A 21,887-nucleotide genomic window follows, 5' to 3' on the forward strand; every position below is an offset into this window, starting at 1 on the left:
TATTCTTCCTCGTTCACCAGACTTGTAAAGTCAAGTTAGTGGTTCATGTTTAGATAAATGGTGCTCACAGATAAAATTGCAAGGCTTGGTGACCAAGTCATGCGCTTATCTTTGTTAAATAGTTATATCTTCTTTAATACAGCGATTCATCGCTGTGTTAATTTTATGAGTAATCATTGAAAGTCAGCATAGACAAAGTACTTATCGTTAGTAGGCAGCCAATATCTATTGGGTTCTATGCGTAGGTTTTATGGGCAAAATGAGGTAAACTGACGCGCGTCCGAAACCTCGCTTTTTAGAGTAAAGCATTTTAGGCGTTAGAGCGATATTGATAGGTCTTAAAATACTAATAAGTCCTAACCAGACCAGATTATAAAGAGCAAGGGGCAACATATGACCATCAACGCAGTATTATTGGCAGTCGTCATCATGTTAGGGCTGTCACTAGCGCGCGTGCACGTGGTGCTCAGTTTATTGATCGGTGCGCTGGCGGGCGGGCTGCTAGCGGGTCTCGGTATCACTGATACGCTAGAGGCCTTTCAAGAAGGCATCCGCAATGGGGCACAAATCGCTCTATCTTACGCGCTACTGGGCGCTTTTGCGGTAGCGATAGCTCATTCTGGTTTGCCGCAATCATTGGCAGGGGCGGTCATCAAGCGCATTGATGCCGGTGGCACCAGTGGCATGATTAAGTATATGCTGTTTGCAGGCTTAATCACCATGAGCTGCTTTAGCCAAAATTTAATCCCCATTCATATTGCCTTTATTCCGCTGCTTGTGCCGCCGTTATTACTCGCCTTTAATCGTATGCAAATTGATAGACGCTTGATTGCTTGTCTATTGACCTTTGGTTTGGTTACTACCTATATGTTTATCCCGTATGGCTTCGGTGATATTTATCTCAATCAAATTATGTTAAAAAACGTCGGTGAAGCGGGCATTGATATCGCCAATATCTCTGTGGTTAAGGCCATGGCGATTCCGGCACTCGGTATGTTGTTTGGTTTGCTGACGGCGGTATTTATCAGTTACCGTAAACCGCGACAATATCAGCAAGTGGCAATAGATAAAGAAGCTCGCGATGCCGCTCTTCAGAGTCAAAGGTTAGAAGGTGATGAGCTAAGCAAAACCACCGCTGGTGCGCAGTCTCAAAGCAAGATGAAAACGCTGGTTGCTCTAGCCGCTATTGTCACTGCCTTTGTCGTACAGCTCTACACAGACTCGTTATTACTTGGCTCAATGTTTGGCTTTGGGGTCTTTATGGCGACCGGCGTGGTCAAGTGGCGTGAAGCGGATACGGTCTTTAATGATGGTATCAAATTGATGGCGATGATTGGCTTTATTATGATTACCGCGCAGGGCTTTGCCGAAGTCATGAAAGCGACAGGTGAAATTGCACCACTTATCGATGGCGCGACCAACTTGTTTGCGGGTAATAAAGCCATCGCTGCGTTGGTCATGCTCGGAATTGGTCTAGTAGTTACGATGGGTATCGGTTCATCATTCTCGACCATTCCGATTATTGCTGCGATTTATGTGCCGCTCTGTATTTCTTTAGGATTTTCACCACTCGCGACGGTGGCGATTATTGGTACGGCTGGCGCGCTTGGGGATGCGGGTTCGCCTGCGTCAGACTCGACATTGGGACCAACCTCTGGTTTGAATATTGATGGACAACATGACCATATTGAAGACAGCGTGGTGCCAACCTTTTTGCATTATAATATTCCGTTATTAGTGTTTGGTTGGATAGCGGCGATGGTGCTGTAGGTTGTATTTTATAGAACTATGTTCCATAAAAAAGCTACCGAATAGGTAGCTTTTTTATTTCAAATCGATAATTTCATACTAAAGCTTTTTGTACTGCTTTTGCTAAAAACCCAGAGCGAGTTTCGTGGTTTTTTTCAGCATAACTGTCAACACGCTGTAATAAATATTCAGGCCAACTAACATTAAAGCGTACTTGCTTAGTTGAAAACTTGTTTTCATCAATATTTACAATAGCCCAAGCCAAAGCATCTTGAAAATCTGCATTCATTCTTAATGTTTCTATATCACTAGTATGAAAGTCAAAACTCATTCCTTTATCTACCATATATTCGATATGATCGTAAATTAAGGACTGCGCTTCTTGCACTGTGTCATCGATGGTATCTCCTAAAGGGAAACAGCCGTCAATATCAGGAACAATAGCTGCATAGTTGTCCATGCCTTCGTCTTTGAATATAGCGATGGGATAATTTAACATATAACCCCCTATGAATATTATCTTATTAATAAAGTTAAATAGGATAGAGAAAGTTTTTATGAAGAGTAAAAACCAACCTTTATTAAAAGGTTGGAGTTGCTTAAAGTTTCAAACCAGAAATACGTCTTGCTTGAGCCAATTGATGCCGAGACACATCTTTTTCAGGGTGACTGATTGAAATAATGCTATCAACGCCTTCCTTTCTCAAAATATGATGACTTCCTTTAACTCTATCAACTATCCAACCATCCTCTTTAAGCAACTTGATTAGTTCACCACTTTTCATGGATTCTCCTCAAGGATACTAATTGGATGTGTGTATTATTACACATAATTTATAATTAATGCTATATTTTGTGTGTAGAAGTGTGTATTGAATATTAAAGAAGATCGTTAATCCCCAAAATTCCCAATCTCACCACTTAAACTCTTCAAAAAATCATCACTTTGCGCTAGTAACTCATTCAAACGCGCCTCATTAATGACACTAGCCAACTCATCACCGCTAAAAGCTTGCTCCTGACTGTAGTAAAGTATCTCTCTAGCATCGTCATTTCCTAACGCTTGCAAATACGTATCAACACTATCAGCGCTAGATGCTTTGTCGTTGGACATTTTGATCTGATTTCTTTTAAACCACCTTAAGCCACTTGGCGTAATTAAGCCATCTAGCGGCACATCCCACGGTTGACGCTGTAATTGTTCAATCACTTGAAAGTCATAACACCAGCCAATTTTTAATGGCTTTTTCGCCCCTGATCGATAGCTTTTACCAAGGGTCGTATCATAAAATCCGCCACCCATGCCCATACGATTGCCATCTTTATCAACTGCCACTAACGGACAGATAATCACATCTAACTCTCGTGCCCAAAGTAACCTGCGATGATGGTTTTGTTTCATACCTAAGCTGTGAATACGTGTCGGTATGTTTAACAGTTTCGATTGATAAAGAGGTACAAAGCGCAGGTGTTTATCCACGTTCCCCTTATCATCACGACCGAGCGAACCAACGACCGGCAAGTAGGAAAAATAGCCTAAGCGTTGACACCAATCCAACAGTGGCTGAGTGGGCAGCTCGCCGAAGCCATCATAATATAAGCCAATACGCGCACGCGGCGGTAAGCGCTGCTGCAATTTAATTAAATGTAAACTTGCCATACGCGCGTATTGTCTACGCTCGCTAGCCGTTAGCTTACGACGTTGGCGGGTAAATTGCCGTCTCGGCGGATTGCTAACGGTAGATTTTTCTGACTCAGGATGCATAGATATACTATCCAATAATGTATTAAATTGATGATGGCTGGTGCTTTTAGACGCTAGCAACGGCTATTTGTGAATATTCAACGCGCCCTAGTCATGCTATCATAACGCCACTTTACATCGTATTTTCCTTTATGTGCAGCGTGTGTTGCACTTTTTTCGAAGCAGCTATACAACAAACCATCAAAGAGGGTAGTTATGTCGACACAGAATCAGGCAACTCGTACCGAAAAAGATACCATGGGCAATGTGGAAGTTCCAGCTGATGCTTATTGGGGTGCGCAAACTCAGCGTAGCCGTGAGAACTTTAAAATCGGTGGCGAGACGTTGCCACGTCCGATGATTGAAGCGATGGCATTAGTCAAAAAAGCCGCTGCCATTACCAATGCGAGCCTTGAGCGTATCGAAGGTGACAAGCGCGATTTAATCGTGCAAGCTGCTGACGAAGTTATCAACGGTGGTTTAACGGATCAGTTTCCATTAGTGGTATGGCAGACGGGTTCTGGCACACAGTCAAACATGAACATGAACGAAGTATTGGCCAACCGTGCCAACGAAATCGCAGGGAACGCGCGCGGCAGTTATACGCCGATTCATCCAAATGACCATGTCAACCATGCACAGTCTACCAACGACAGCTTCCCAACCGCGATTCGTGTGGCTGCTGCTCGTCAGATTAATAGCCTATTGATTCCAGCGGTAAAAGCACTCCGCGATACATTAGACGCAAAAGCAAAAGAATTCGATAGTATCGTTAAAATCGGTCGTACGCACCTGCAAGACGCCACGCCTTTGACTTTAGGTCAAGAATTCAGCGGTTATGTCAGCCAACTTGACCATTCATTGACTCGCATCGACAACGCGCTACAAGGTCTATATGAATTGCCACTAGGCGGTACAGCGGTTGGTACGGGTCTAAACGCCCACCCTGATTATGCGGTAAAAGCGGCTGAGCAATTGGCGACATTGACAGGTCTACCATTTGTCACCTCGCCAAATAAATTTGAAGCACTAGCGGCTCGTGATGCCGAAGTATTTGCTTCTGGCGCACTCAAAACACTAGCCGCTAGCTTGAATAAAATCGCTAATGATGTGCGTTGGTTAGCATCAGGTCCGCGTTGTGGTCTAGGCGAATTGACCATTCCAGAGAACGAGCCAGGCTCATCGATCATGCCGGGTAAAGTGAACCCAACGCAGTCAGAAGCAATGACTATGGTTGTGGCACAAGTGATGGGTAACGACGTCACTATCAGCATGGCAGGCGCGTCAGGTAACTTTGAGCTTAACGTTTATAAGCCAGTGATTGCCTTTAACTTATTGCAATCTATCCAATTGTTAGGCGATGCGTGTAATAGCTTTAACGACAACTGTGCCGTTGGTATCGAACCGGTAAAAGACAAAATCGATGATTTCTTGCACAACTCATTAATGCTAGTCACGGCACTGAATCGTCATGTCGGTTATGAAAACGCAGCGAAAATCGCTAAGACAGCTTATAAAGAAAACAAAACGTTGAAGCAAGTTGCCGTTGAATTGGAGCTGTTAACTGAAGCGCAGTTTGATGAGTGGGTAACACCTGCTGATATGGTGCATCCTTCTTAATATCAATCCAAAAACCTGACTAGCATTGTCAGATAAGCTGATTCTACAATTAGTAGCACTTGCGCTTGTCTTCCTCGCTACCCAGATTTTTAAATTCGATATTCTGATTGATAAAAAGACCTTGCCATCTCTTGTAAAAGGGTGTGTAAGGTCTTTTTTTGTCTATCAATTGAATCACCTACATCGCGCGCAACAATGTCTTACGCTCAAACAACAAGCAAACTAATAGTTATAACAGAACCAACAAAAATTTTGCTTATAATGAGTACATAGATAAGGGCTCGTGAATCAAAGTTTTAAAAAAATTTTAAATCACGACAAAGACAATAAGAGCAAACGATTAGACTAACTAAAAATAGTTCGCCGCTAACGTCCATATTACTCTTATCTATGACCATTCTATTTATATCATTGAGGTAATTTATGAAAAAGTTAACTGCCGCTCTATCATCAGCTGGCATTATGATGGCGATGTTGGGTTCTGGTTCTGCCATGGCTTACTCGGACCAAGTGATGGAGCCAAGCGAAAGTTATGATACCGCTGTTAAAATTGGACAAGTCAACTATACTTGCCAAAGCAACAAAAAAGTCAGCGTGACTTACGGTTTTAACAAAGAGTATTTACCGACCTTTGCAGAAGCCAATCTAAATGGCAAGAAAAGATTTTTACCTATTAACTTAGGTCGTTCTGACGATGTTGATACCGTGTTTGGTGATGAAGATAACTTTAGTATTATGACGGGCGCGCTGCGTTTGAATAACTATCATAAATCATCCGCCAATATTCAAAACGCTAAGAGTGAAATCCTTTATAAAGGCTGTAATGTTGCCTCTATCAGAAAGCTTAAAGGCTAGTTTATAGCAGGCTGATAAATATAGTCAATCCCACTTAAAAATGTTATAAACTAATTATCAAATTCAATTGTTATTATAAAGACCATGACTTACTCGCTAGATTTTCGCAAACAAGTACTAAAAAGCTTAGACGAGGGTATGACCTTTGCCGAGGCAGCTAAATTCTATAACCTCAGCCCAACCACCATACAAAACTGGAAGAGACGTGTTCATAGCAAAACAACCAGGCAAACCAAGCCCTATAAAATACCAGATGATGTGCTACTGAATGATGTCAAAGAACATCCCGACGATTACCAGTATGAGCGAGCACGTCGTCTAAACTGTAGTAAAACAGGCATTTATCATGCCCTAAAGCGCCTTGGTATCAGTCAAAAAAAAGACTTTAGAACATCCAAAAGCCTGTCCGATCAAAAGAGCGATATATCAGAATAAGCTTGATATCTTTAAACAACAAGGCTATCCCATTGTTTATATATACGCGCGCGGCTTTGAGCACGAGACTATTCGCTCTCATGGGTACACATTAATTGGTACACCTTGTATTGATAGCTACAATTGGCAAGGTAAAAAGCGAACCAACGTTATCGGTGCTCTGTATGAAAAGATGCTGTTTGCACTAGATTACTTTAAGCACAACATTAACAGCAGCATATTCTACGAATGGTGCAAGTTCACACTTATTCCAAGTCTTAAAACCAAATGCGTGATTGTGATGGATAATGCCAGATTTCATAAGAGTAAGCGTATTCAAAAGCTACTGAATAGGCATGGTCATCGTATTTTATGGTTGCCGCCGTACAGCCCTGATCTGAACCCTATCGAAAAGAAATGGGCTCAGGTGAAGTTTCTACGCCAAGGCTGGATGGAAAACGACTTATCCAAATTGTTTTATGATATTTGTCCTGGCCATAACAATTTTATTTTGAACTGACTATATAGAGAATTAAAAAGACCTTGTCATTTAATGTGGCAAGGTCTTTTTTTTGTATTTAGGTTTAGTGTGGGAGCTAATCCCGCTTTTCGCTACAATTAGGGCTAAATCTTGCTTCAATGAAAAACACCTAATTGGTGCGAAAAGCGATACTCTGTGTGTTTACATATCATTATTGATGTTTATCGATTATCGATATACTATAAGTAGTAGCACTACAACTTATTTTAAAAGCATAAATAAAGGGTATCGAGACTTGTATGATTGTTAATTTCAAATGTAGTGATACTCAAACTCTTTTTTCTGCTGGAAAAACAAAGCGCTGGTCAGCCATTAAAAATGTTGCAGAACGTAAATTACTACTACTAGATAATGCAACTATGCTAGAAGACTTGAAAGCTCCACCTGGCAACCGATTAGAAGCTTTACGTGGTGATAGAGAAGGTCAGCACAGTATTCGCATCAATGTGCAATGGCGACTTTGTTTCACTTGGACAGATCAAGGCGCTATAGATGTAGAAATTGTGGACTATCATTAATTTTATAAGAGATGTTATCAAAGATATAGAATATAGAATATAGAATATAGAATATAGAAGAGAGAAACACTATGACTAAAAACGGTATGCGTCCCATTCACCCGGGCGAAGTATTACGAGAGGATTTTCTTGAGCCGCTGGGTATGAGTGCCAATGCATTGGCGCTGAAGCTTGGTGTCACACCTGCACGTATTAATGAAATCATACGTGAGAGGCGTGGCATTACAGCAGACACTGCCCTGCGTTTAGCCAAGTATTTTGGTGGTAGCGCTCAGTTTTGGTTAAATCTGCAGTCTACTTATGAGCTGCGTTTGGTTGAGACTGATGATTTACATTTTTTAGATGATATTGAACCTATTGAATATGCTTAACTGCGCTATCGAGCAATACTACCTTTATCTTTTTTCCTAGAATATATATTTAACGAGTTACCCGTTACTATCAGCAGCATACCAATGATTAAAGCTGCACTAAAGCTTTCAGAATACAAAAGCACACCGATGATTGAGATGAGCGGTAATCTGAACATATCCATAGTGACCACGAATGTGACCTCTGCATGTTGCATGGCTTTGGTCATACAATAATGCGCCGATAGTGCCGTTATGCCTATGATGACAAGCCATAGCCACTGAATACCTACTGGCGCTGTCCACCCTTCTATAAATAAGAGTAACCCCAGAGGTGCTTGTATCAAACACATCATAAAAATAATGGTGATTGGGCTTTCAGTATTAGAGAGTGATTTTGTGGCCACATGGGAAAAGGCATAACAAATGGCAGCGCCCAACACGATAAGTGACGCATAGTGAGCGACATCTAAGCTGGGTTGTACGATGACGATTACCCCAAGAATTCCTAAAAATACGGCAATAACCTTTTTTACAGTTATAGATTCTTTTAGGAAGAGATACGAGATGATTATTGTCCAAAAAGGGACAGTAAATTCGATAGCGAAAACGGTCGCCAAGGGCAGGAGTCCTATGCCCAAGAACCAGCCATATTGCCCCGCGAAATGAAATAGATTTCTGACTACGTGTAATTTAATACGCTTGGGGAATGAAAAACGACCTTTTTTCGATGAAGCGTTTGATGCAAAGCTTGATAACGATAGTATGGGCAATAATACCAATAGTCCGACGATACTTCGAAAGAATAAGATCTGAAAAACACCAATCTCACCGTTTAGCTCACGAGCACCAATGGCCATTAAACAAAATGAAGTGAGTGCTCCAATCATCCAAAGGGTAGCGTGGAACATAATGGTGCAATCCTGTATATAAAATCAAATCTGGAATTTATCTTATAGTTAATTTACTCTAAGAATGTTATGGCGAGGTTGATAGAAACTTTCGCAGCCTCTGTCTGCGTAGGCACAGCAAGCAAGAAAATTTCTATCAACCTCGCATCCAGATAAAGTAAATGACACTTTTATTTTGTACGAACTATATAGGCTAGTGTCTCATATCAACGAATTAACGCAATAAAAAAGCCAAGCAAAATGCTCAGCTTTTTTATCAAACTTCTTAAACTTATTAAACCTTAAATTTCAAATCTTAAAACTTATAAAGTAGACCAAGCGTTGTCGTGGCTTCAGTACGCGAGTCAACCATAGGGCTATCGTGTTGCTCATTTGGTAGATAGCTCAAGCTTTGGTTGGCAAATCCTGCCCAGCGCTCATTGAAATCATAGTTGGCACTGACATTGATGTACGGGTTCAAGCTCGAATTAGATTTATAAGCTGCAACGCCCGTTTCAGCAGATTCTTTTTCGCTCACGCCATAGTAGTATTCGTTATAATCTGCATTATGAAATTCAAAGCCAATGCTTGGATAGACCGTCAGCTTGTCTTTGGTGATTCGGGCCAGATAAGTCAAGCGCCCCGTATTGCCGCCACTACGATCCAAAATATCGGTCGCTACTTGCGCACGAAAGCCGCCGACAGGAGTATTGCGCTGATAAGTCAGACCAGCAGCAGCTGAGGATTTACGCTCGTCCAGACCAGCAAGCGCGCCTCTGGCATCATCAGGATCGAACTCATTACCATCGAATTGCGCATAAGCAGACAGCTGGTTGGTACCATCATTAATGATATAAGCGCCCGCTTGCGCCCCGCGTGCATAGAATTTATTGTTATCATAAAACACACCCGGCAATACGCGTATATCGGTGCTGTCTTCCAAGTCATAGGCTGAGTTGACTGCCATGACGTTAACGCCAACGCTGAGCTCAGCATCTGGATCAGCCGGCAAGTTTTTATTAAAAAAAGCGGCATTGGATATGCTAGCGACACTGAATAGTGCAGTGGCGGTCAAAGTGCTAAGCAAGACGCGCGTAGAGGTAGCGGATAGCGCTGAAAGTGTAAACATAATTAAGTCTCGTCAGTAGGTAAAAATAGCTGGGTAACCATAGAAGAATAAGGAAAGCTAAAATCAGCTGTTTGTTTCTATGTGCAGGTTAATGATCAAAGATAAGGGTCAGCGTTTATTCAACAGCGTTTAGCACTTGTAGTATTTGCTGATGAATATCCTGCCACCACCAAACAAAGCCAATGCTGATGAACAACATTACCAGCCATGGTAGCAGCTGCCACATAAGGGCAGGTTTGGCCGCTGTCTTTTGCTCGATGATGTCGGCACGATTATCGTTCATATTTATAGGTAAGTTTACACGAGTGTCATCAAAATGAGCATTATTATCCAAATTAATATTGCTCATCGTTGGCTGCTCGATATAGCTGGTTTGCTCATTGTTTTGGATGTTGCTTTGCTCGTTATTTTGAGCGGTGCTTTGAATGTTGTTTTGAATATTATCTTGATAACGACTCTGTTTGAGAGCGACCGTCTGCATGAGGGCTGCCGTACGTTGGCGATGAACGATACCGATGGCGAGTGCAATGATCAATCCTGTCACCGCGCCGCCAATATGTCCTGCATTGTCAATGCCAGGCACCGCAAAGCCGTATACTAAATTGATGCCCATAATCAATATCAGACTTTTTAAATTGAGCACTAAGCCATTGACCGATATTTTAAACAGCGCAGCTATCAAAAGAGCGGCACCGATGCCCATGATACCACCAGAGGCACCGGCCGACAGCCCCGGTTGCCCCGTGCCATCCAAGATACTCTGCCACGTCACATAACTATTCAGTAAGTTGCCACCGATGGCCGCGAGTAAAAACAATGCCAAAAATTTAGCGGAGCCAAACATCGGCTCGGCGATTTGCCCAAAAAAATACATGGCAAAACCATTAAACAATAAATGCATCAAGCCAATATGCAAAAACGCGCTGCTGACCAAGCGCCATGGATCATCGCCCATGGTAAAAGGCAGCGCATTGGCACCCCATTTTAGCAGCGCTTCAGTTGAGGGGTTATTGGCATCGACACCTGTCAGCACCTGCATGATAAAAAGTCCGATAAAGCTGACTAATAGCAGGGTGGTCACGGGTGCCGTTTTTAAAAGCTGTTGGATGGTCATAAAAGCCGAGTATCAATTAAAAAGATTAAGGCGATTATAAAGGGTAAGGCCACTATAAAGAAAGCCACTCCTAAAAAGCCACTCCTAAAAAGCCATCGGCAAAAAAGCAAAAAGCAATCAGCGTCTAGGGGTGGCATTATCAGTGATATAAGGCGGTGCCAATTTTAGCTGCTCATACGTTCCTTTGACCAATATATTATCTGTGACTTGATTGATATCGGTATGACCACAAAACGCCATGCTAATATCGCACTCGTTATAGATAAGCTCAAGCGCGCGGCGTACCCCATCCTCACCATAAGCACCAAGCCCATACAAGAATGCTCGTCCAATCATGGTGCCTTTCGCGCCAAGCGCGATTGCTTTGAGCACGTCTTGACCGGAGCGAATACCGCTGTCGAGCCACACCTCGATATCACTGTTTTCGGCATGGACCGCCTGCACAATGTCAGAAAGCGCAGAGATAGAAGACAGCGCTCCATCCAATTGACGGCCGCCATGGTTGGAGACCACTAGCGCGTCCGCACCGCTACGCGCGGCTAAAATAGCATCTTCCGGCTCCATAATACCTTTGATAATGAGCTTGCCGCCCCATGCGTCTTTGATACGTGCCACATCATCCCAACTTAGGCGAGGGTCAAACTGTTCTGCAGTCCACGCTGACAGCGATGAGATATCTTCAACATTTTTGGCGTGACCGACGATGTTGCCAAAGGTGCGGCGCTTGGTGCCGAGCATATTAAGACACCATTCTGGCTTGGTCATTAAATTTAAAATATTAGCCAATGTGGGTTTCGGCGGTGCGGATAGACCGTTTTTGATGTCTTTATGACGTTGTCCCAGTACCTGTAAGTCCGCAGTCAAAATCAACGCAGAACAGTTTGCTGCTTTGGCACGGCGAATCAAATTTGCCATAAAGTCCTGATCACGCATGACATAAAGCTGAAACCAAAACGGCGCACTGGTATTTTCAGCGACGTCTTCGATAGAGCAGATACTCATGGTCGATAATGAAAAGGGCACACCGAACTTTTCAGCTGCCCGCGCGGCATGAATTTCACCATCTGCCCACATCATGCCTGTGAATCCCGTTGGCGCAATGGCGACAGGCATCTTGGCTGATTCGCCAATCATCGTTGTCGCTAGACTGCGGTTGTCCATATCGACCAAGACGCGCTGGCGCAATTTGATACGATCGAAGTCAGTCTCGTTGCTGCGATAAGTGGTCTCAGTCCATGAGCCTGAATCGACATAATCATAAAACATGCGCGGTACTTTGCGCGCGGCGACTCGGCGCAGATCTTCAATTTCGGTGACTTTTTTTAAAGTTGGGCTCAAGTTTTTCATTATCCCTCTCGCTTATCTATTCCATAACTGCTGTAAATCCATGACTGAAAATGGATAATTTAGAAGCTGCGTCTTTGTCAGGAGCACCGGAATGCTGGTAGCAAATTCCATCATCAATGACTCATCGAAGTCAGCGATATCGACATATTGGTAGGTAAGTGGCTGTACCGCCCGAAACTGTGTTAATAGTTGCTCAGCGACATCACATAGATGACAGCCAGAAGTACCAAGCAACCACCATTCATCGAGGTTTTTAGAGTCATTAAGCTCAGGGCACGCTGCCATAACGCGGTTCCGTAATAGGGTTATATTATTATCATTATGCATGTTTCTACTCTTATGTTAAGCCTTGTCGCAAAATACTTGTGTGCTGTTTTTAAGCCGACATACCAATGTGGCTTAGCCGTTATGACATGATAAAGAAATGGGGTAAATAATGACAGCGATTGTGAGATTAGGTAAGATGAGCTGCAGTTTATGATTCTCAATTTTATCTTATTATCTTTTTATCCACTCAGGTAGCGCACGCATGGCAAGTTTTGGCAAATTTATGAAACGAGTGTTATTGGCATTCATGTTATTGGTCGTGGCATTTCATATGCTGGTGGCAGGACTGCTATTAATTTGGAAAACGCAGCCAATTAACAACAGCATGTTTATGCTTACCCATCGCTTGAGCGGCGGTACGGTCACGCAGACGTGGGCTGAGTACGATGCCATCGCCAAATCAGCCAAGCAAGCGGCAATAGTGAGCGAAGACTCGACGTTTAGCCAACACAATGGCTTTGACATAAAGGGCATCGAGCTGGCGATGAAAAAAAATGAGGAGTCTGGCACCACCTCGGCTGGCGGCTCGACCATTACTCAGCAGCTGGCCAAAAATCTATTTTTGACGTCGCATCGCTCGTATATTCGTAAAGGCGAGGAAGCGGTAATCACCGTGATGATCGAAACATTTTGGGACAAGCAGCGTATCTTGACCGCCTATCTAAATGTCGCCGAGTTTGGCAATGGCATCTATGGTATCGATGCGGCGGCGCACCATTATTTTGATAAATCTGCTGCCAATCTCAATCGTGATGAATCCGCGCTACTCATTAGTATGCTGACCAATCCTAAATACTATGAAGACAATCGCAGTGATAGACGCCTACGTAATAAACAGCGTATTATTAAAAAACGTATGAAGAATGCGGTCTTGCCACAAGCGGCTTAATGAGTATTTACTAACAGTAGTTTTTTGAATGATAAATAGCAGGGTAAGTAGTACGATAAACTCATGACATGATTGATAGTCATATGGTTGCAATGATAGAACGTCACTATATTATGAACGCCACTATATATAGGGTCTGTTGAACATTCAAATATCAGGACTGCTGATTGCTAAAATAGTCCCAAACCTTTTATCAAATCAGGCGTAAACCGACGATAATGTCGAGACCTTAGCTAGGTTTACAACAACGTTTGAGGTGATTTTAGTATCAGCCTTTCAGGGCAGGACTGTTTTTTGCCAATACATGGCGAAATTGTCTAACCTAGAACGACTAGGCGTCAAACATTTCACTGCGTATTGTCTAAAAAATAGCCACTGCCAGTGCCACATTTGAATGTTCAACAGACCCTAGGTATCAAAATAAATTTGTTTAAAATGAGTGATTAAATAAAGTTACGGATACAGTGAAGTTAGCCATAAAAAAAGATAGGTAATGGCAGTAAAAATAAATTACATCAGTGATGATATATCGATAATGACAGGGGATGGCAGTATGGTGGATATTAATAATCAGAATAAAAGTGTCATGACTAACGATAATGCCACTGTTAACGAGCTGAATATACAGCAACTGAGCCAGCAGATGACCGATATTGCATGGCAGCGCTCTGAAGATGGTAGCTATTCACCCAGCAGTTATATCAATCGTGACCTGTCCTTATTACAGTTTCATTTGCGGGTCTTAGCACAAGCCGCCAGTTCTCGTCATCCGTTACTTGAGCGCCTATTTTTCTTGATTATTTTTTCATCAAATATAGACGAGTTCTTTGAGATTCGTGTCGCTGGCATTATGCAAAAGTTAAACCTCGGTGATGTGGTCAGTAGTCCGCATGGCATGCGCCCAAGTGAAGTGTTGGCAGAGTTATCCGCCGTCACCCATGAGGCGATTGATAAGCAATATCGTATTTTGAACGAAGACATCTTGCCAGCGCTTGCCAAGGAAGACATTCGTTATCTAAAACGTGACGAGCTGAATGCTGAGCAATCGGCATGGATGAAACGCTATTTTACTGAGCAAGTCTCACCAGTGCTGACCCCTATAAGTATCGATCCGGCGCATCCGTTTCCAAGATTGGTTAATAAGAGCCTCAATTTTATCGCCACTTTAGAAGGCAAAGATGCCTTTGGTCGCGATATTAATCTGGCGATTGTCCCAGCGCCGCGCAGTCTGCCGCGCGTGATTCGTCTGCCAGACGAGCTGACCGGTGGCAAAGAGCACCATGTCATGCTATCGGCTGTCATTCATGAGCATATCGGCGAGCTGTTCCCCGGTATGAATGTCACGGGTTGCCATCAGTTCCGACTCACGCGCAACGCAGACTTGGACTTGGCCGATGATGTCGATGATATTGCCAAGGCGCTAGAAGGCGAGCTTGAAAATCGCCGCTTTGGTGACAAAGTGCGGCTCGAGGTAACGACTGATTGCCCAACACCGATTAGTGATTACCTGCTTAATGAGTTTGAGCTACATGACAATCAGCTGTACCGCGTCAATGGCCCTGTGAACCTGACGCGCTTGCTGTTCGACTTTAACATACCCAAGCTGCGTTATCAGCCTTTTACCCATATCGTGCCAAAACCCTTTCGCCGCGAGCTGGACAAGCTTGATAAGAGTACCAGTATATTTTCTGCCATGCGCAAAGGTGATGTCTTGGTGCATCATCCTTTTCATGCGTTTTCACCGATTATCAATCTGCTTTGGGAAGCGGCGAGCGATCCCAAAGTATTGGCGATTAAGCAGACATTGTACCGCTCAGGCACCAATTCAGAGATCGTCAAGGCACTGGCTGCTGCGGCTCGTAATGGCAAAGAAGTCACGGCTGTCATCGAACTACGCGCCCGTTTTGATGAAGCGTCCAATATCGCCGTCGCCAATTTTTTACAAGAGGCTGGGGCAGTAGTGGTCTATGGGATTGTCGGCTACAAGACCCATGCCAAGCTGATGCTTATCGTGCGCCGCGAAGACGATCGCATTCGCCGTTATGTGCATTTAGGCACCGGCAATTATCATGCGGCCAATGCCAAAGTCTATACCGACTACGGCTTGTTCAGCGCTGACCCTGACATCTCAGAAGACGTGCACAAAATTTTCCAAGAACTGACGGGTATGGGCAAGCCTGCCAATCTAAAAAAACTGTTGCACGCGCCATTTACCTTGCACGAAAAGTTAATGAGCTTTATCGATGATGAAATTGCCCATGCCAAGGCTGGCAAGCGCGCGCATATTATTATCAAAGTTAATGCGTTGACGGAACGTCGCCTGATCGATAAGCTATACGATGCCTCGCAGGCAGGTGTCAAAATAGAATTAATTTTGCGCTCCATGTGTTGTCTGCGCCCCCAAGTCAAAGGCTTGTCTGAAAACATCACTGTACGCTCGGTTATTGGGCGCTTTTTAGAGCACACACGCATTTATTACTTTTATAATGATGGTGATGAGCGCTTGTATTGCGGCAGTGCTGACTGGATGGATCGTAACCTCTTCCATCGCGTCGAAGTCGCCTTTCCGATCGAAGATAAAAAACTGTTTAAACAGATATATCAAGATGGGCTACTTAACTATCTGCAAGACAATGTCCAAGCTTGGGCGCTTAATGGCGATGGTATTTGGCAGCAAATCCAACCAGCTGCTGACGAAGCGCCGCATATTGCTCAAGACCATTTATTACGGGTAATCAATCACGTTGGCGAGCCAGTATAGGCAAGACCTTTAATCATAAACGGCTTGGATGCTGTAGTTCGTGGTTGGTTATTCAATGTAACCATATTGATGGCCTTTCAGCGATGGGGTTTGCTTTACGACAATCTTAACTATCCACTGAACCAAGCGTTGGTAATCACCGATGCTTGGTTTTTTTGTGGCGAAAATAAGTTACAAACTGTCTGGTAACCTCACATTTATTCACATATTGATACGGCAGTACACTGGTGTGCTATTGCTTGACTTACTTATAATTAATGTCAGTCCTATGCTATGGCAAAAATAAGTTCAATTGAAAATTAAACCAGTCGATTTACTCTTCTAGGATAGTATCCAAGTTTATAAATCTGTGTCATAGAGGACTATTGGTTCACTAAACAATAATAATAGGAATTGCACCATGAGTAATACTAACAACGATACTTCAGACATCAAAAAAGCAGCAGAGCAGGCCGATAATCAACAAATCGAGAAAAATCTAAACGATGGCAAAAATGTTGATACTCCCGAAAAACTGAGTGAAGAAGAGCAAACCTCTTTTATTGATGAAGAGTTACGGACAGATAAGTAAGGAGCCGTTTGAGCGATATTGATAGCAAAGATATCAATAGCAACAACAATATCATCGATCAGGTCAAATGAACAATTAACATCATAAACGCGAGGGACACGCTATGCCAGATAATACCAAGCCAAATCATGAAGAAGCGGTAGCTGTTCGTGATCCAGCAGCCTTACACTCGGACAATGCGCCAGACAGCTACGAAGGCCGAAAGTACCAGCCAAATATAGATGGGCCGGAACAAGCCTCACAGGAGACAGACGAGGTCTATGTCGACCCGCGCAAAGAAGAAGATCTGCCTGCGGGTGGCAAAAACGTATCGGACCTAAATGCTTATGATCTGAGTCGAGACGACTAACAAATGATAAGCACAATATGTTATCGATACAAACAATAATTATAATAAGGACAAAACAATGGAAACCAGAGATCCTGCTTTAAGTAAAACTCGAATCGCAGAAACGGACACGCATGAAACTTTAGACAGTGCTCAAACGGTGAAAAACCATGAGGAGCTCGAAGAAAACGTCAATGAAAATAAAGGTACCGACACTTTTGAAGAGGGTGTAGTAGAGTCTGAGCATGTCAATGAAAATGACAACCCAGCGCGCCAGCCAGATCGCCGTGATCAACAGGGCAGCAGTCCGTTTGATGACAATATTAACGAAGATACCGTGGGCAGTGAAGCGCCAAAAAGTGAAGGTATTACGGATATGAATCGATATGCCAACGTTGATAACGCTCAAACTCGTGTATTAAATCCAGATGAAAAAGACTGATTTCTTAGCAAGATATTTCTGAATATTATTAATCTGAGCATTATTAATATGAGTATCGTCAAGTTATCGAATGCTCGATGTGGAAGACAGTTATTATAATAAGGATCGGTTATGAATAAGTCTAATGATACAGTTAACCATGATAACCATCAGCTCAAAGATGCAGATGATAATAATGGTATCGTCCCTGATGATGCATTACAAAAGGCAAATCCAGCCGCTGCAGAGCAAGAGACTGATGATCATGATCCGCATAATGTCGCAAAAAATACCAAGCAGTATGACAGTCCACTTATGGAAGATAAGAAACAGTCATAACTGAGCATCATATTCTGTACAGACAAATAAAAAAGCTAACGCTAGGCATGGTTTAAGACGCTAGTGTTGGCTTTTTTATGGATACGATATGAGTATCTTTGCATAGCGCTTATTTGACAGAAGCTATCAGCTGAAGCGCTCAGCAGGTGTACCACTGTGAAAACGCAGTTCAGTGTCAGGACTGGATATCAACTCTGCTTCTACTTCTTTAAAGAATGCGACACGCTCATCGATATTGTCGTCAGATAGCGATTGTGCCAGTGCCAAATAATCCTCAAAATGGCGACTCTCTGATTTTAATAGATAACGGTAGTACTTGGCTAAGCGTTCATCATCGATGACTTCAGCAAGCGCGGCAAAGCGCTCACAAGAGCGCGCTTCGATAAACGCCCCGATGATTAATACATCAACCATTGCTGCTGGCTCATGCGTACGTTTATGCTTGAGCAACCCTTTGGCATAACGCCCCGCACTCAGATATCCCCACTCTTGCTCGCGCTCATTCATAATGCCTAGGACTTGCTCATAGTGCAGCATCTCCTCACGTATTAACTGCGCCAATTTTCGCTGTAAGTCGTAAGAAAACTCATAGCGGAATAGTAGATTCATCGCTGTACCGGCTGCTTTCTTTTCGCAATTGGCATGATCTTGGATGATTAAAGGCACATCAGCGCTGGCAGCCTCCACCCAAGCCTGTGTGGTTCGCGCTCCCAGAAAATCATAGACAGCAGATAAGTCGACCTTAATAGGGGTGCGCAGCTGTGCGATATCGATACTGTCTGGTTCCATACTTTCCTCTGTTAGACCGTCTTTTTCTATCTTATATTCTTCTGTATGGCTGTCGCTCACAGCCTTGTCATTACTGTTATTGATTTTCATATTTTCATTATTCATAGTCTTTGCCATAGTCGAGGGTTCAACATCTCTTAATCAAATATTAAAAGTTAAATAGATAACCGTTAAGCATAAATGAATGCTGTAATGATTACTTACAGTTTATACTGAACGTATAATGGTCTAACTCTAAAGTATTGATTAAAGCCTCTAGAGTAGGTGGCTTATAGAGTATCATTATTATACAGCCTAAGTATTTACTTGGTGAATGACGTTTCCTTGTTTATTTTATTATTTGATAGTAGGATGAGATTTTGCTTTTCAGGCATTTTGTCTTACTATTGATCATTACTTAGTAGCGGGCGATAGGCATTATATCAAGTGCCAATCCTGTATTAAAACCTAAGAATTATAGACAGCTCTGCTTACAGACACTCCCAAAATCACAGACGCTGCATCAGACAAATTCAGTCTTAAACAGTTATTACATTAATAGATGCTCAATCACCACCAACAGTTCGCATTGTCATGTTTGCTATTTATTCACCGCAAAGCAAACTAGGGATAAATGCTCCAAGAGCACATATTTTCACACCGTTATTGTAGCAACTTAGCATTAACACACCTCACGAACAGATAAGGATAACAATATGAGCCAGTCTTCTAACGCCAATCGTATTCAAAAAGGCATTCTTGCCATCGACCAGCAATTGTATGACTTTATTGAAAACGAAGTGCTGCCGAAAGTCGGTGTTGATTCAGACAGCTATTGGTCAGGTTTTGAAAAGGTCATCAAAGAGTTTACCCCGCGTAACAAAGCGCTGCTAGAAACTCGTGACAAGATTCAAGCGCAGATTGACCAATGGCATCTGGACAACCCTGCCAAAGATGGCGAAATTGATTACCCCGCGTATAAAACATTCTTGCAAGAAATTGGCTATCTGTTACCAGAAGGTGATGATTTCAAAGTCAGTACTCAAAACGTCGATGACGAGATTGCCCATATTGCAGGTCCACAGCTGGTCGTACCAGTCCGTAATGCTCGCTACGCATTGAACGCCACCAACGCGCGTTGGGGCAGTTTATATGATGCATTATATGGTACTGACGTCATCAGTGACGAAAATGGCCAACAAGCAACAGGTGGTTATAACCCAACGCGCGGTGCTGCTGTTGTTGCTTATGCCAAAGCATTTCTAGACGAACATTTTGCCTTAGCATCAGGGTCATATAACGATGTGACCGGCTTTAAAGTGGTCGATGGCAAACTTGAAATTGTTCAAGGTGATAATAGCACTGAGCTAAAAGACGCCGCGAAATTTGTTGGTTTCGTTGGTGAAGCAGAGCAGCCTACTGGTATTTTGCTCAAGAATAACGGCCTGCATGCTGAGATTCAAATCGATGGCAATCATCCAGTGGGCAAAGATGATCCAGCAAGTATTAAAGATGTACTATTAGAATCAGCGATTACGGCAATTCAAGATTGCGAAGATTCAATCGCTGCTGTCGATGCAGAAGAAAAAGTAGAAGTGTATCGTAACTGGCTTGGTCTAATGAATGGTGACTTGCAAGAAACCTTTGAAAAAGGTGGCAAGACCCGTACGCGTAAACAAAACCCAGACCGTGAATATATCAGACCAGATGGCAGCACGCTTATCCTGCCAGGCCGTTCACTACTATTGATTCGTAACGTTGGTCACTTGATGCAAAACCCAGCCATCTTGGTCGACTTGGGTAATGGGCAAGAGCAAATCTTTGAAGGTCTGATGGATGGCTTAATCACGCCGCTATTGTCTTTAAATGATTTGAAAGGTAAAACTGCGCTATCGAACTCACGCAAAGGCTCGATGTATATCGTTAAGCCAAAAATGCATGGCCCTGAAGAGGTCAAAATGGCCAATGATTTGTTCAACGCTTCAGAAGATCTATTGGGTCTAGAGCGCAATACTCTAAAAATCGGCATCATGGACGAAGAACGTCGCATGACGGTCAACTTAAAAGAAGCCATTCGCCAAGCAAAAGAGCGCGTCATCTTTATCAATACCGGCTTCTTAGATCGTACTGGTGATGAGATGCATACCAGTATGAACGCTGGGCCTTTTGTACCTAAGGGTGAAATGAAGTCGCAAGCATGGCAACCAGCCTACGAGCAGTGGAACGTCGATATCGGTCTAGAGACAGGTCTACAGGGTCATGCGCAGATTGGTAAAGGCATGTGGGCGAAGCCTGATGAGATGAAAGAGATGATGGATACCAAAGCTGCACATCCTAAATCTGGTGCCAGTACCGCATGGGTCCCCTCACCAACAGGGGCAACTTTGCACAGTATGCATTATCATCAAGTCAATGTTGCCGACGTGCAAGACAGTCTAAAATCACGCGAGCGTGCCAGTTTAGATGACATCTTGACCATTCCATTAGCGAAAAATACCAATTGGACAGAAGAAGAGAAGCAGCAAGAGCTTGAAAACAACGCTCAGGGTATCCTAGGTTACGTCGTACGTTGGGTAAACCAAGGCGTTGGTTGTTCTAAAGTACCTGACATCAATGATGTCGGTCTTATGGAGGATCGTGCGACTCTACGTATCTCAAGTCAGCATATCGCCAACTGGTTGCATCATAACGTGGTCAGCGAGCAGCAAGTGATGGATACTATGAAGCGTATGGCAAAGGTCGTCGATGAGCAAAACGCTGGCGATAACGGTTATCAGCCAATGGCAGATAACTTTGATCAGTCTTACGCCTTTAAAGCTGCCTGCGATTTGGTCTTTAAAGGTCGTGAGCAGCCAAGTGGTTACACTGAGCCATTATTGCATCAAGCGCGTTTAGACTTAAAAGCCAATACGCATTGCTAATTCCTTATTTATAAAAGCCATTTTAGGGCTACTTATCCATGGTTAAGTAGTCCTTCAATACTTAGTATTACTCAAGCATACTTAAAGCAATGTATTTCTACTTTATTTATAAAAGTTACCCCTATTTGCCAATGGCAAGTAGGGGTATTTTTTTTGTTTTTATCTGAACAATCGTTAAACCTTAGATTAAATATGGGTTTAAGGATTTTTCGTCATCAAAGACTTAAAAATATGTTGCAAATTATGTCAAAGTTGTTATGCTTATACTCTAAGTATGAGTTTGGTAACGGA

The 21,887-nt window shown here is 43.0% G+C and carries 23 protein-coding genes; 14 read left to right on the forward strand and 9 right to left on the reverse strand.

Annotated elements, in window-relative coordinates; translation table 11 throughout:
* Window positions 1-393: 393 nt before the first annotated feature.
* A complete protein-coding gene (locus AAEY80_RS08100; RefSeq protein WP_350588164.1) occupies window positions 394-1,770 on the forward strand; it encodes a Na+/H+ antiporter family protein in 1,377 nt (458 codons plus the stop codon).
* A 73-nt stretch (window positions 1,771-1,843) separates the two neighbouring features.
* Here the strand turns inward: AAEY80_RS08100 and AAEY80_RS08105 are convergent, their stop codons facing one another.
* From AAEY80_RS08105 to AAEY80_RS08115, 3 genes are all read right to left on the reverse strand, one after another.
* Complete coding sequence (locus AAEY80_RS08105) at window positions 1,844-2,248, reverse strand: type II toxin-antitoxin system HicB family antitoxin (RefSeq protein ID WP_350588165.1); 405 nt, start codon at window positions 2,246-2,248, stop codon at window positions 1,844-1,846.
* Between the two features lie 100 nt (window positions 2,249-2,348).
* Window positions 2,349-2,534, reverse strand: coding sequence for a type II toxin-antitoxin system HicA family toxin (locus tag AAEY80_RS08110; RefSeq protein WP_101211988.1), 186 nt, complete (start codon window positions 2,532-2,534; stop codon window positions 2,349-2,351).
* A gap of 107 nt (window positions 2,535-2,641) precedes the next feature.
* Window positions 2,642-3,514, reverse strand: a complete 873-nt coding sequence (locus AAEY80_RS08115; RefSeq protein WP_350588166.1) for a 5-formyltetrahydrofolate cyclo-ligase — start codon at window positions 3,512-3,514, stop codon at window positions 2,642-2,644.
* Window positions 3,515-3,709: 195 nt separating this feature from the next.
* On the opposite strand from AAEY80_RS08115, the gene fumC reads away from it, so the two are divergent.
* From fumC to AAEY80_RS08145, 6 genes are all read left to right on the forward strand, one after another.
* A complete protein-coding gene (fumC, locus tag AAEY80_RS08120) occupies window positions 3,710-5,113 on the forward strand; it encodes a class II fumarate hydratase (protein WP_350588167.1) in 1,404 nt (467 codons plus the stop codon).
* A 423-nt stretch (window positions 5,114-5,536) separates the two neighbouring features.
* The gene (locus AAEY80_RS08125; RefSeq protein WP_201566162.1) at window positions 5,537-5,968 is read left to right on the forward strand and encodes an ACP-like domain-containing protein; all 432 of its coding nucleotides are present in this window, start codon (window positions 5,537-5,539) and stop codon (window positions 5,966-5,968) included.
* 84 nt (window positions 5,969-6,052) lie between these two features.
* Window positions 6,053-6,403 (forward strand): IS630 transposase-related protein, encoded by a 351-nt coding sequence (locus tag AAEY80_RS08130; RefSeq protein WP_025651329.1) that lies wholly within the window; start codon window positions 6,053-6,055, stop codon window positions 6,401-6,403.
* Window positions 6,330-6,902 carry a transposase gene (locus tag AAEY80_RS08135; RefSeq protein ID WP_156915633.1) on the forward strand — a complete coding sequence of 191 codons (573 nt, stop codon included), beginning with the start codon at window positions 6,330-6,332 and terminating at the stop codon, window positions 6,900-6,902. The genes AAEY80_RS08130 and AAEY80_RS08135 overlap by 74 nt, the downstream gene beginning before the upstream one ends.
* A 260-nt stretch (window positions 6,903-7,162) precedes the next feature.
* Complete coding sequence (locus AAEY80_RS08140; protein ID WP_025651331.1) at window positions 7,163-7,441, forward strand: type II toxin-antitoxin system RelE/ParE family toxin; 279 nt, start codon at window positions 7,163-7,165, stop codon at window positions 7,439-7,441.
* A gap of 71 nt (window positions 7,442-7,512) precedes the next feature.
* Window positions 7,513-7,812: a HigA family addiction module antitoxin gene (locus AAEY80_RS08145; RefSeq protein WP_025651332.1), complete on the forward strand. Its 300-nt coding sequence runs from the start codon at window positions 7,513-7,515 to the stop codon at window positions 7,810-7,812.
* A 5-nt stretch (window positions 7,813-7,817) separates the two neighbouring features.
* Here AAEY80_RS08145 and AAEY80_RS08150 read toward each other — a convergent pair whose 3' ends face one another.
* The 5 genes from AAEY80_RS08150 to AAEY80_RS08170 all read right to left on the reverse strand — a co-directional run bounded on the left by AAEY80_RS08150 (window position 7,818) and on the right by AAEY80_RS08170 (window position 12,556).
* Complete coding sequence (locus AAEY80_RS08150) at window positions 7,818-8,702, reverse strand: DMT family transporter (RefSeq protein ID WP_025651333.1); 885 nt, start codon at window positions 8,700-8,702, stop codon at window positions 7,818-7,820.
* A gap of 295 nt (window positions 8,703-8,997) precedes the next feature.
* The gene (locus AAEY80_RS08155; protein ID WP_025651334.1) at window positions 8,998-9,810 is read right to left on the reverse strand and encodes a MipA/OmpV family protein; all 813 of its coding nucleotides are present in this window, start codon (window positions 9,808-9,810) and stop codon (window positions 8,998-9,000) included.
* A gap of 115 nt (window positions 9,811-9,925) precedes the next feature.
* Window positions 9,926-10,924, reverse strand: a complete 999-nt coding sequence (locus AAEY80_RS08160; RefSeq protein ID WP_025651335.1) for a rhomboid family intramembrane serine protease — start codon at window positions 10,922-10,924, stop codon at window positions 9,926-9,928.
* Between the two features lie 117 nt (window positions 10,925-11,041).
* On the reverse strand, window positions 11,042-12,271 hold the full coding sequence (locus tag AAEY80_RS08165; protein ID WP_037025673.1) for an alpha-hydroxy acid oxidase: 1,230 nt from the start codon (window positions 12,269-12,271) through the stop codon (window positions 11,042-11,044).
* A 12-nt stretch (window positions 12,272-12,283) separates the two neighbouring features.
* A complete protein-coding gene (locus AAEY80_RS08170) occupies window positions 12,284-12,556 on the reverse strand; it encodes a glutaredoxin family protein (RefSeq protein ID WP_227502374.1) in 273 nt (90 codons plus the stop codon).
* Between the two features lie 244 nt (window positions 12,557-12,800).
* On the opposite strand from AAEY80_RS08170, the gene mtgA reads away from it, so the two are divergent.
* The 6 genes from mtgA to AAEY80_RS08200 all read left to right on the forward strand — a co-directional run bounded on the left by mtgA (window position 12,801) and on the right by AAEY80_RS08200 (window position 17,907).
* Window positions 12,801-13,487, forward strand: coding sequence for a monofunctional biosynthetic peptidoglycan transglycosylase (gene mtgA, locus AAEY80_RS08175; RefSeq protein WP_025651338.1), 687 nt, complete (start codon window positions 12,801-12,803; stop codon window positions 13,485-13,487).
* 586 nt (window positions 13,488-14,073) lie between these two features.
* Window positions 14,074-16,248 carry a polyphosphate kinase 1 gene (gene ppk1 / locus AAEY80_RS08180; protein ID WP_427646369.1) on the forward strand — a complete coding sequence of 725 codons (2,175 nt, stop codon included), beginning with the start codon at window positions 14,074-14,076 and terminating at the stop codon, window positions 16,246-16,248.
* 400 nt (window positions 16,249-16,648) lie between these two features.
* Complete coding sequence (locus tag AAEY80_RS08185; RefSeq protein ID WP_173239946.1) at window positions 16,649-16,819, forward strand: hypothetical protein; 171 nt, start codon at window positions 16,649-16,651, stop codon at window positions 16,817-16,819.
* Between the two features lie 103 nt (window positions 16,820-16,922).
* Entirely contained in the window at window positions 16,923-17,168 is a 246-nt protein-coding gene (locus tag AAEY80_RS08190) for a hypothetical protein (protein ID WP_201576364.1), read from the forward strand.
* A gap of 58 nt (window positions 17,169-17,226) precedes the next feature.
* The gene (locus AAEY80_RS08195; protein WP_201576361.1) at window positions 17,227-17,589 is read left to right on the forward strand and encodes a hypothetical protein; all 363 of its coding nucleotides are present in this window, start codon (window positions 17,227-17,229) and stop codon (window positions 17,587-17,589) included.
* 111 nt (window positions 17,590-17,700) lie between these two features.
* A complete protein-coding gene (locus tag AAEY80_RS08200) occupies window positions 17,701-17,907 on the forward strand; it encodes a hypothetical protein (protein ID WP_160022521.1) in 207 nt (68 codons plus the stop codon).
* Window positions 17,908-18,033: 126 nt separating this feature from the next.
* On the opposite strand, the gene AAEY80_RS08205 is transcribed toward AAEY80_RS08200, so the two are convergent.
* The gene (locus AAEY80_RS08205; protein WP_025651343.1) at window positions 18,034-18,801 is read right to left on the reverse strand and encodes a MiaE family protein; all 768 of its coding nucleotides are present in this window, start codon (window positions 18,799-18,801) and stop codon (window positions 18,034-18,036) included.
* 590 nt (window positions 18,802-19,391) lie between these two features.
* Here AAEY80_RS08205 and AAEY80_RS08210 point away from each other — a divergent pair.
* Window positions 19,392-21,596 carry a malate synthase G gene (locus AAEY80_RS08210; RefSeq protein WP_350588168.1) on the forward strand — a complete coding sequence of 735 codons (2,205 nt, stop codon included), beginning with the start codon at window positions 19,392-19,394 and terminating at the stop codon, window positions 21,594-21,596.
* Window positions 21,597-21,887 lie beyond the last annotated feature (291 nt).

The organism is Psychrobacter sp. 78a-MNA-CIBAN-0178 (genome assembly GCF_040309625.1).
GTDB lineage: Bacteria > Pseudomonadota > Gammaproteobacteria > Pseudomonadales > Moraxellaceae > Psychrobacter > Psychrobacter okhotskensis.

Excerpts from the sequence above, each read along its gene's own strand:
- AAEY80_RS08125 (WP_201566162.1), top strand. The coding sequence starts at position 5,537 with ATGAAAAAGTTAACTGCCGCTCTATCATCAGCTGGCATTATGATGGCG.
- ppk1 (WP_427646369.1), top strand. The coding sequence starts at position 14,074 with ATGACTAACGATAATGCCACTGTTAACGAGCTGAATATACAGCAACTG.
- AAEY80_RS08170 (WP_227502374.1), bottom strand. The coding sequence starts at position 12,556 with ATGGCAGCGTGCCCTGAGCTTAATGACTCTAAAAACCTCGATGAATGG.
- AAEY80_RS08160 (WP_025651335.1), bottom strand. The coding sequence starts at position 10,924 with ATGACCATCCAACAGCTTTTAAAAACGGCACCCGTGACCACCCTGCTA.
- AAEY80_RS08155 (WP_025651334.1), bottom strand. The coding sequence starts at position 9,810 with ATGTTTACACTTTCAGCGCTATCCGCTACCTCTACGCGCGTCTTGCTT.
- AAEY80_RS08210 (WP_350588168.1), top strand. The coding sequence starts at position 19,392 with ATGAGCCAGTCTTCTAACGCCAATCGTATTCAAAAAGGCATTCTTGCC.
- AAEY80_RS08190 (WP_201576364.1), top strand. The coding sequence starts at position 16,923 with ATGCCAGATAATACCAAGCCAAATCATGAAGAAGCGGTAGCTGTTCGT.
- AAEY80_RS08105 (WP_350588165.1), bottom strand. The coding sequence starts at position 2,248 with ATGTTAAATTATCCCATCGCTATATTCAAAGACGAAGGCATGGACAAC.
- AAEY80_RS08200 (WP_160022521.1), top strand. The coding sequence starts at position 17,701 with ATGAATAAGTCTAATGATACAGTTAACCATGATAACCATCAGCTCAAA.
- AAEY80_RS08145 (WP_025651332.1), top strand. The coding sequence starts at position 7,513 with ATGACTAAAAACGGTATGCGTCCCATTCACCCGGGCGAAGTATTACGA.
- AAEY80_RS08130 (WP_025651329.1), top strand. The coding sequence starts at position 6,053 with ATGACTTACTCGCTAGATTTTCGCAAACAAGTACTAAAAAGCTTAGAC.
- AAEY80_RS08100 (WP_350588164.1), top strand. The coding sequence starts at position 394 with ATGACCATCAACGCAGTATTATTGGCAGTCGTCATCATGTTAGGGCTG.
- AAEY80_RS08110 (WP_101211988.1), bottom strand. The coding sequence starts at position 2,534 with ATGAAAAGTGGTGAACTAATCAAGTTGCTTAAAGAGGATGGTTGGATA.
- AAEY80_RS08185 (WP_173239946.1), top strand. The coding sequence starts at position 16,649 with ATGAGTAATACTAACAACGATACTTCAGACATCAAAAAAGCAGCAGAG.
- AAEY80_RS08150 (WP_025651333.1), bottom strand. The coding sequence starts at position 8,702 with ATGTTCCACGCTACCCTTTGGATGATTGGAGCACTCACTTCATTTTGT.
- AAEY80_RS08165 (WP_037025673.1), bottom strand. The coding sequence starts at position 12,271 with ATGAAAAACTTGAGCCCAACTTTAAAAAAAGTCACCGAAATTGAAGAT.
- AAEY80_RS08195 (WP_201576361.1), top strand. The coding sequence starts at position 17,227 with ATGGAAACCAGAGATCCTGCTTTAAGTAAAACTCGAATCGCAGAAACG.
- mtgA (WP_025651338.1), top strand. The coding sequence starts at position 12,801 with ATGGCAAGTTTTGGCAAATTTATGAAACGAGTGTTATTGGCATTCATG.
- AAEY80_RS08205 (WP_025651343.1), bottom strand. The coding sequence starts at position 18,801 with ATGAATAATGAAAATATGAAAATCAATAACAGTAATGACAAGGCTGTG.
- AAEY80_RS08140 (WP_025651331.1), top strand. The coding sequence starts at position 7,163 with ATGATTGTTAATTTCAAATGTAGTGATACTCAAACTCTTTTTTCTGCT.
- AAEY80_RS08115 (WP_350588166.1), bottom strand. The coding sequence starts at position 3,514 with ATGCATCCTGAGTCAGAAAAATCTACCGTTAGCAATCCGCCGAGACGG.
- fumC (WP_350588167.1), top strand. The coding sequence starts at position 3,710 with ATGTCGACACAGAATCAGGCAACTCGTACCGAAAAAGATACCATGGGC.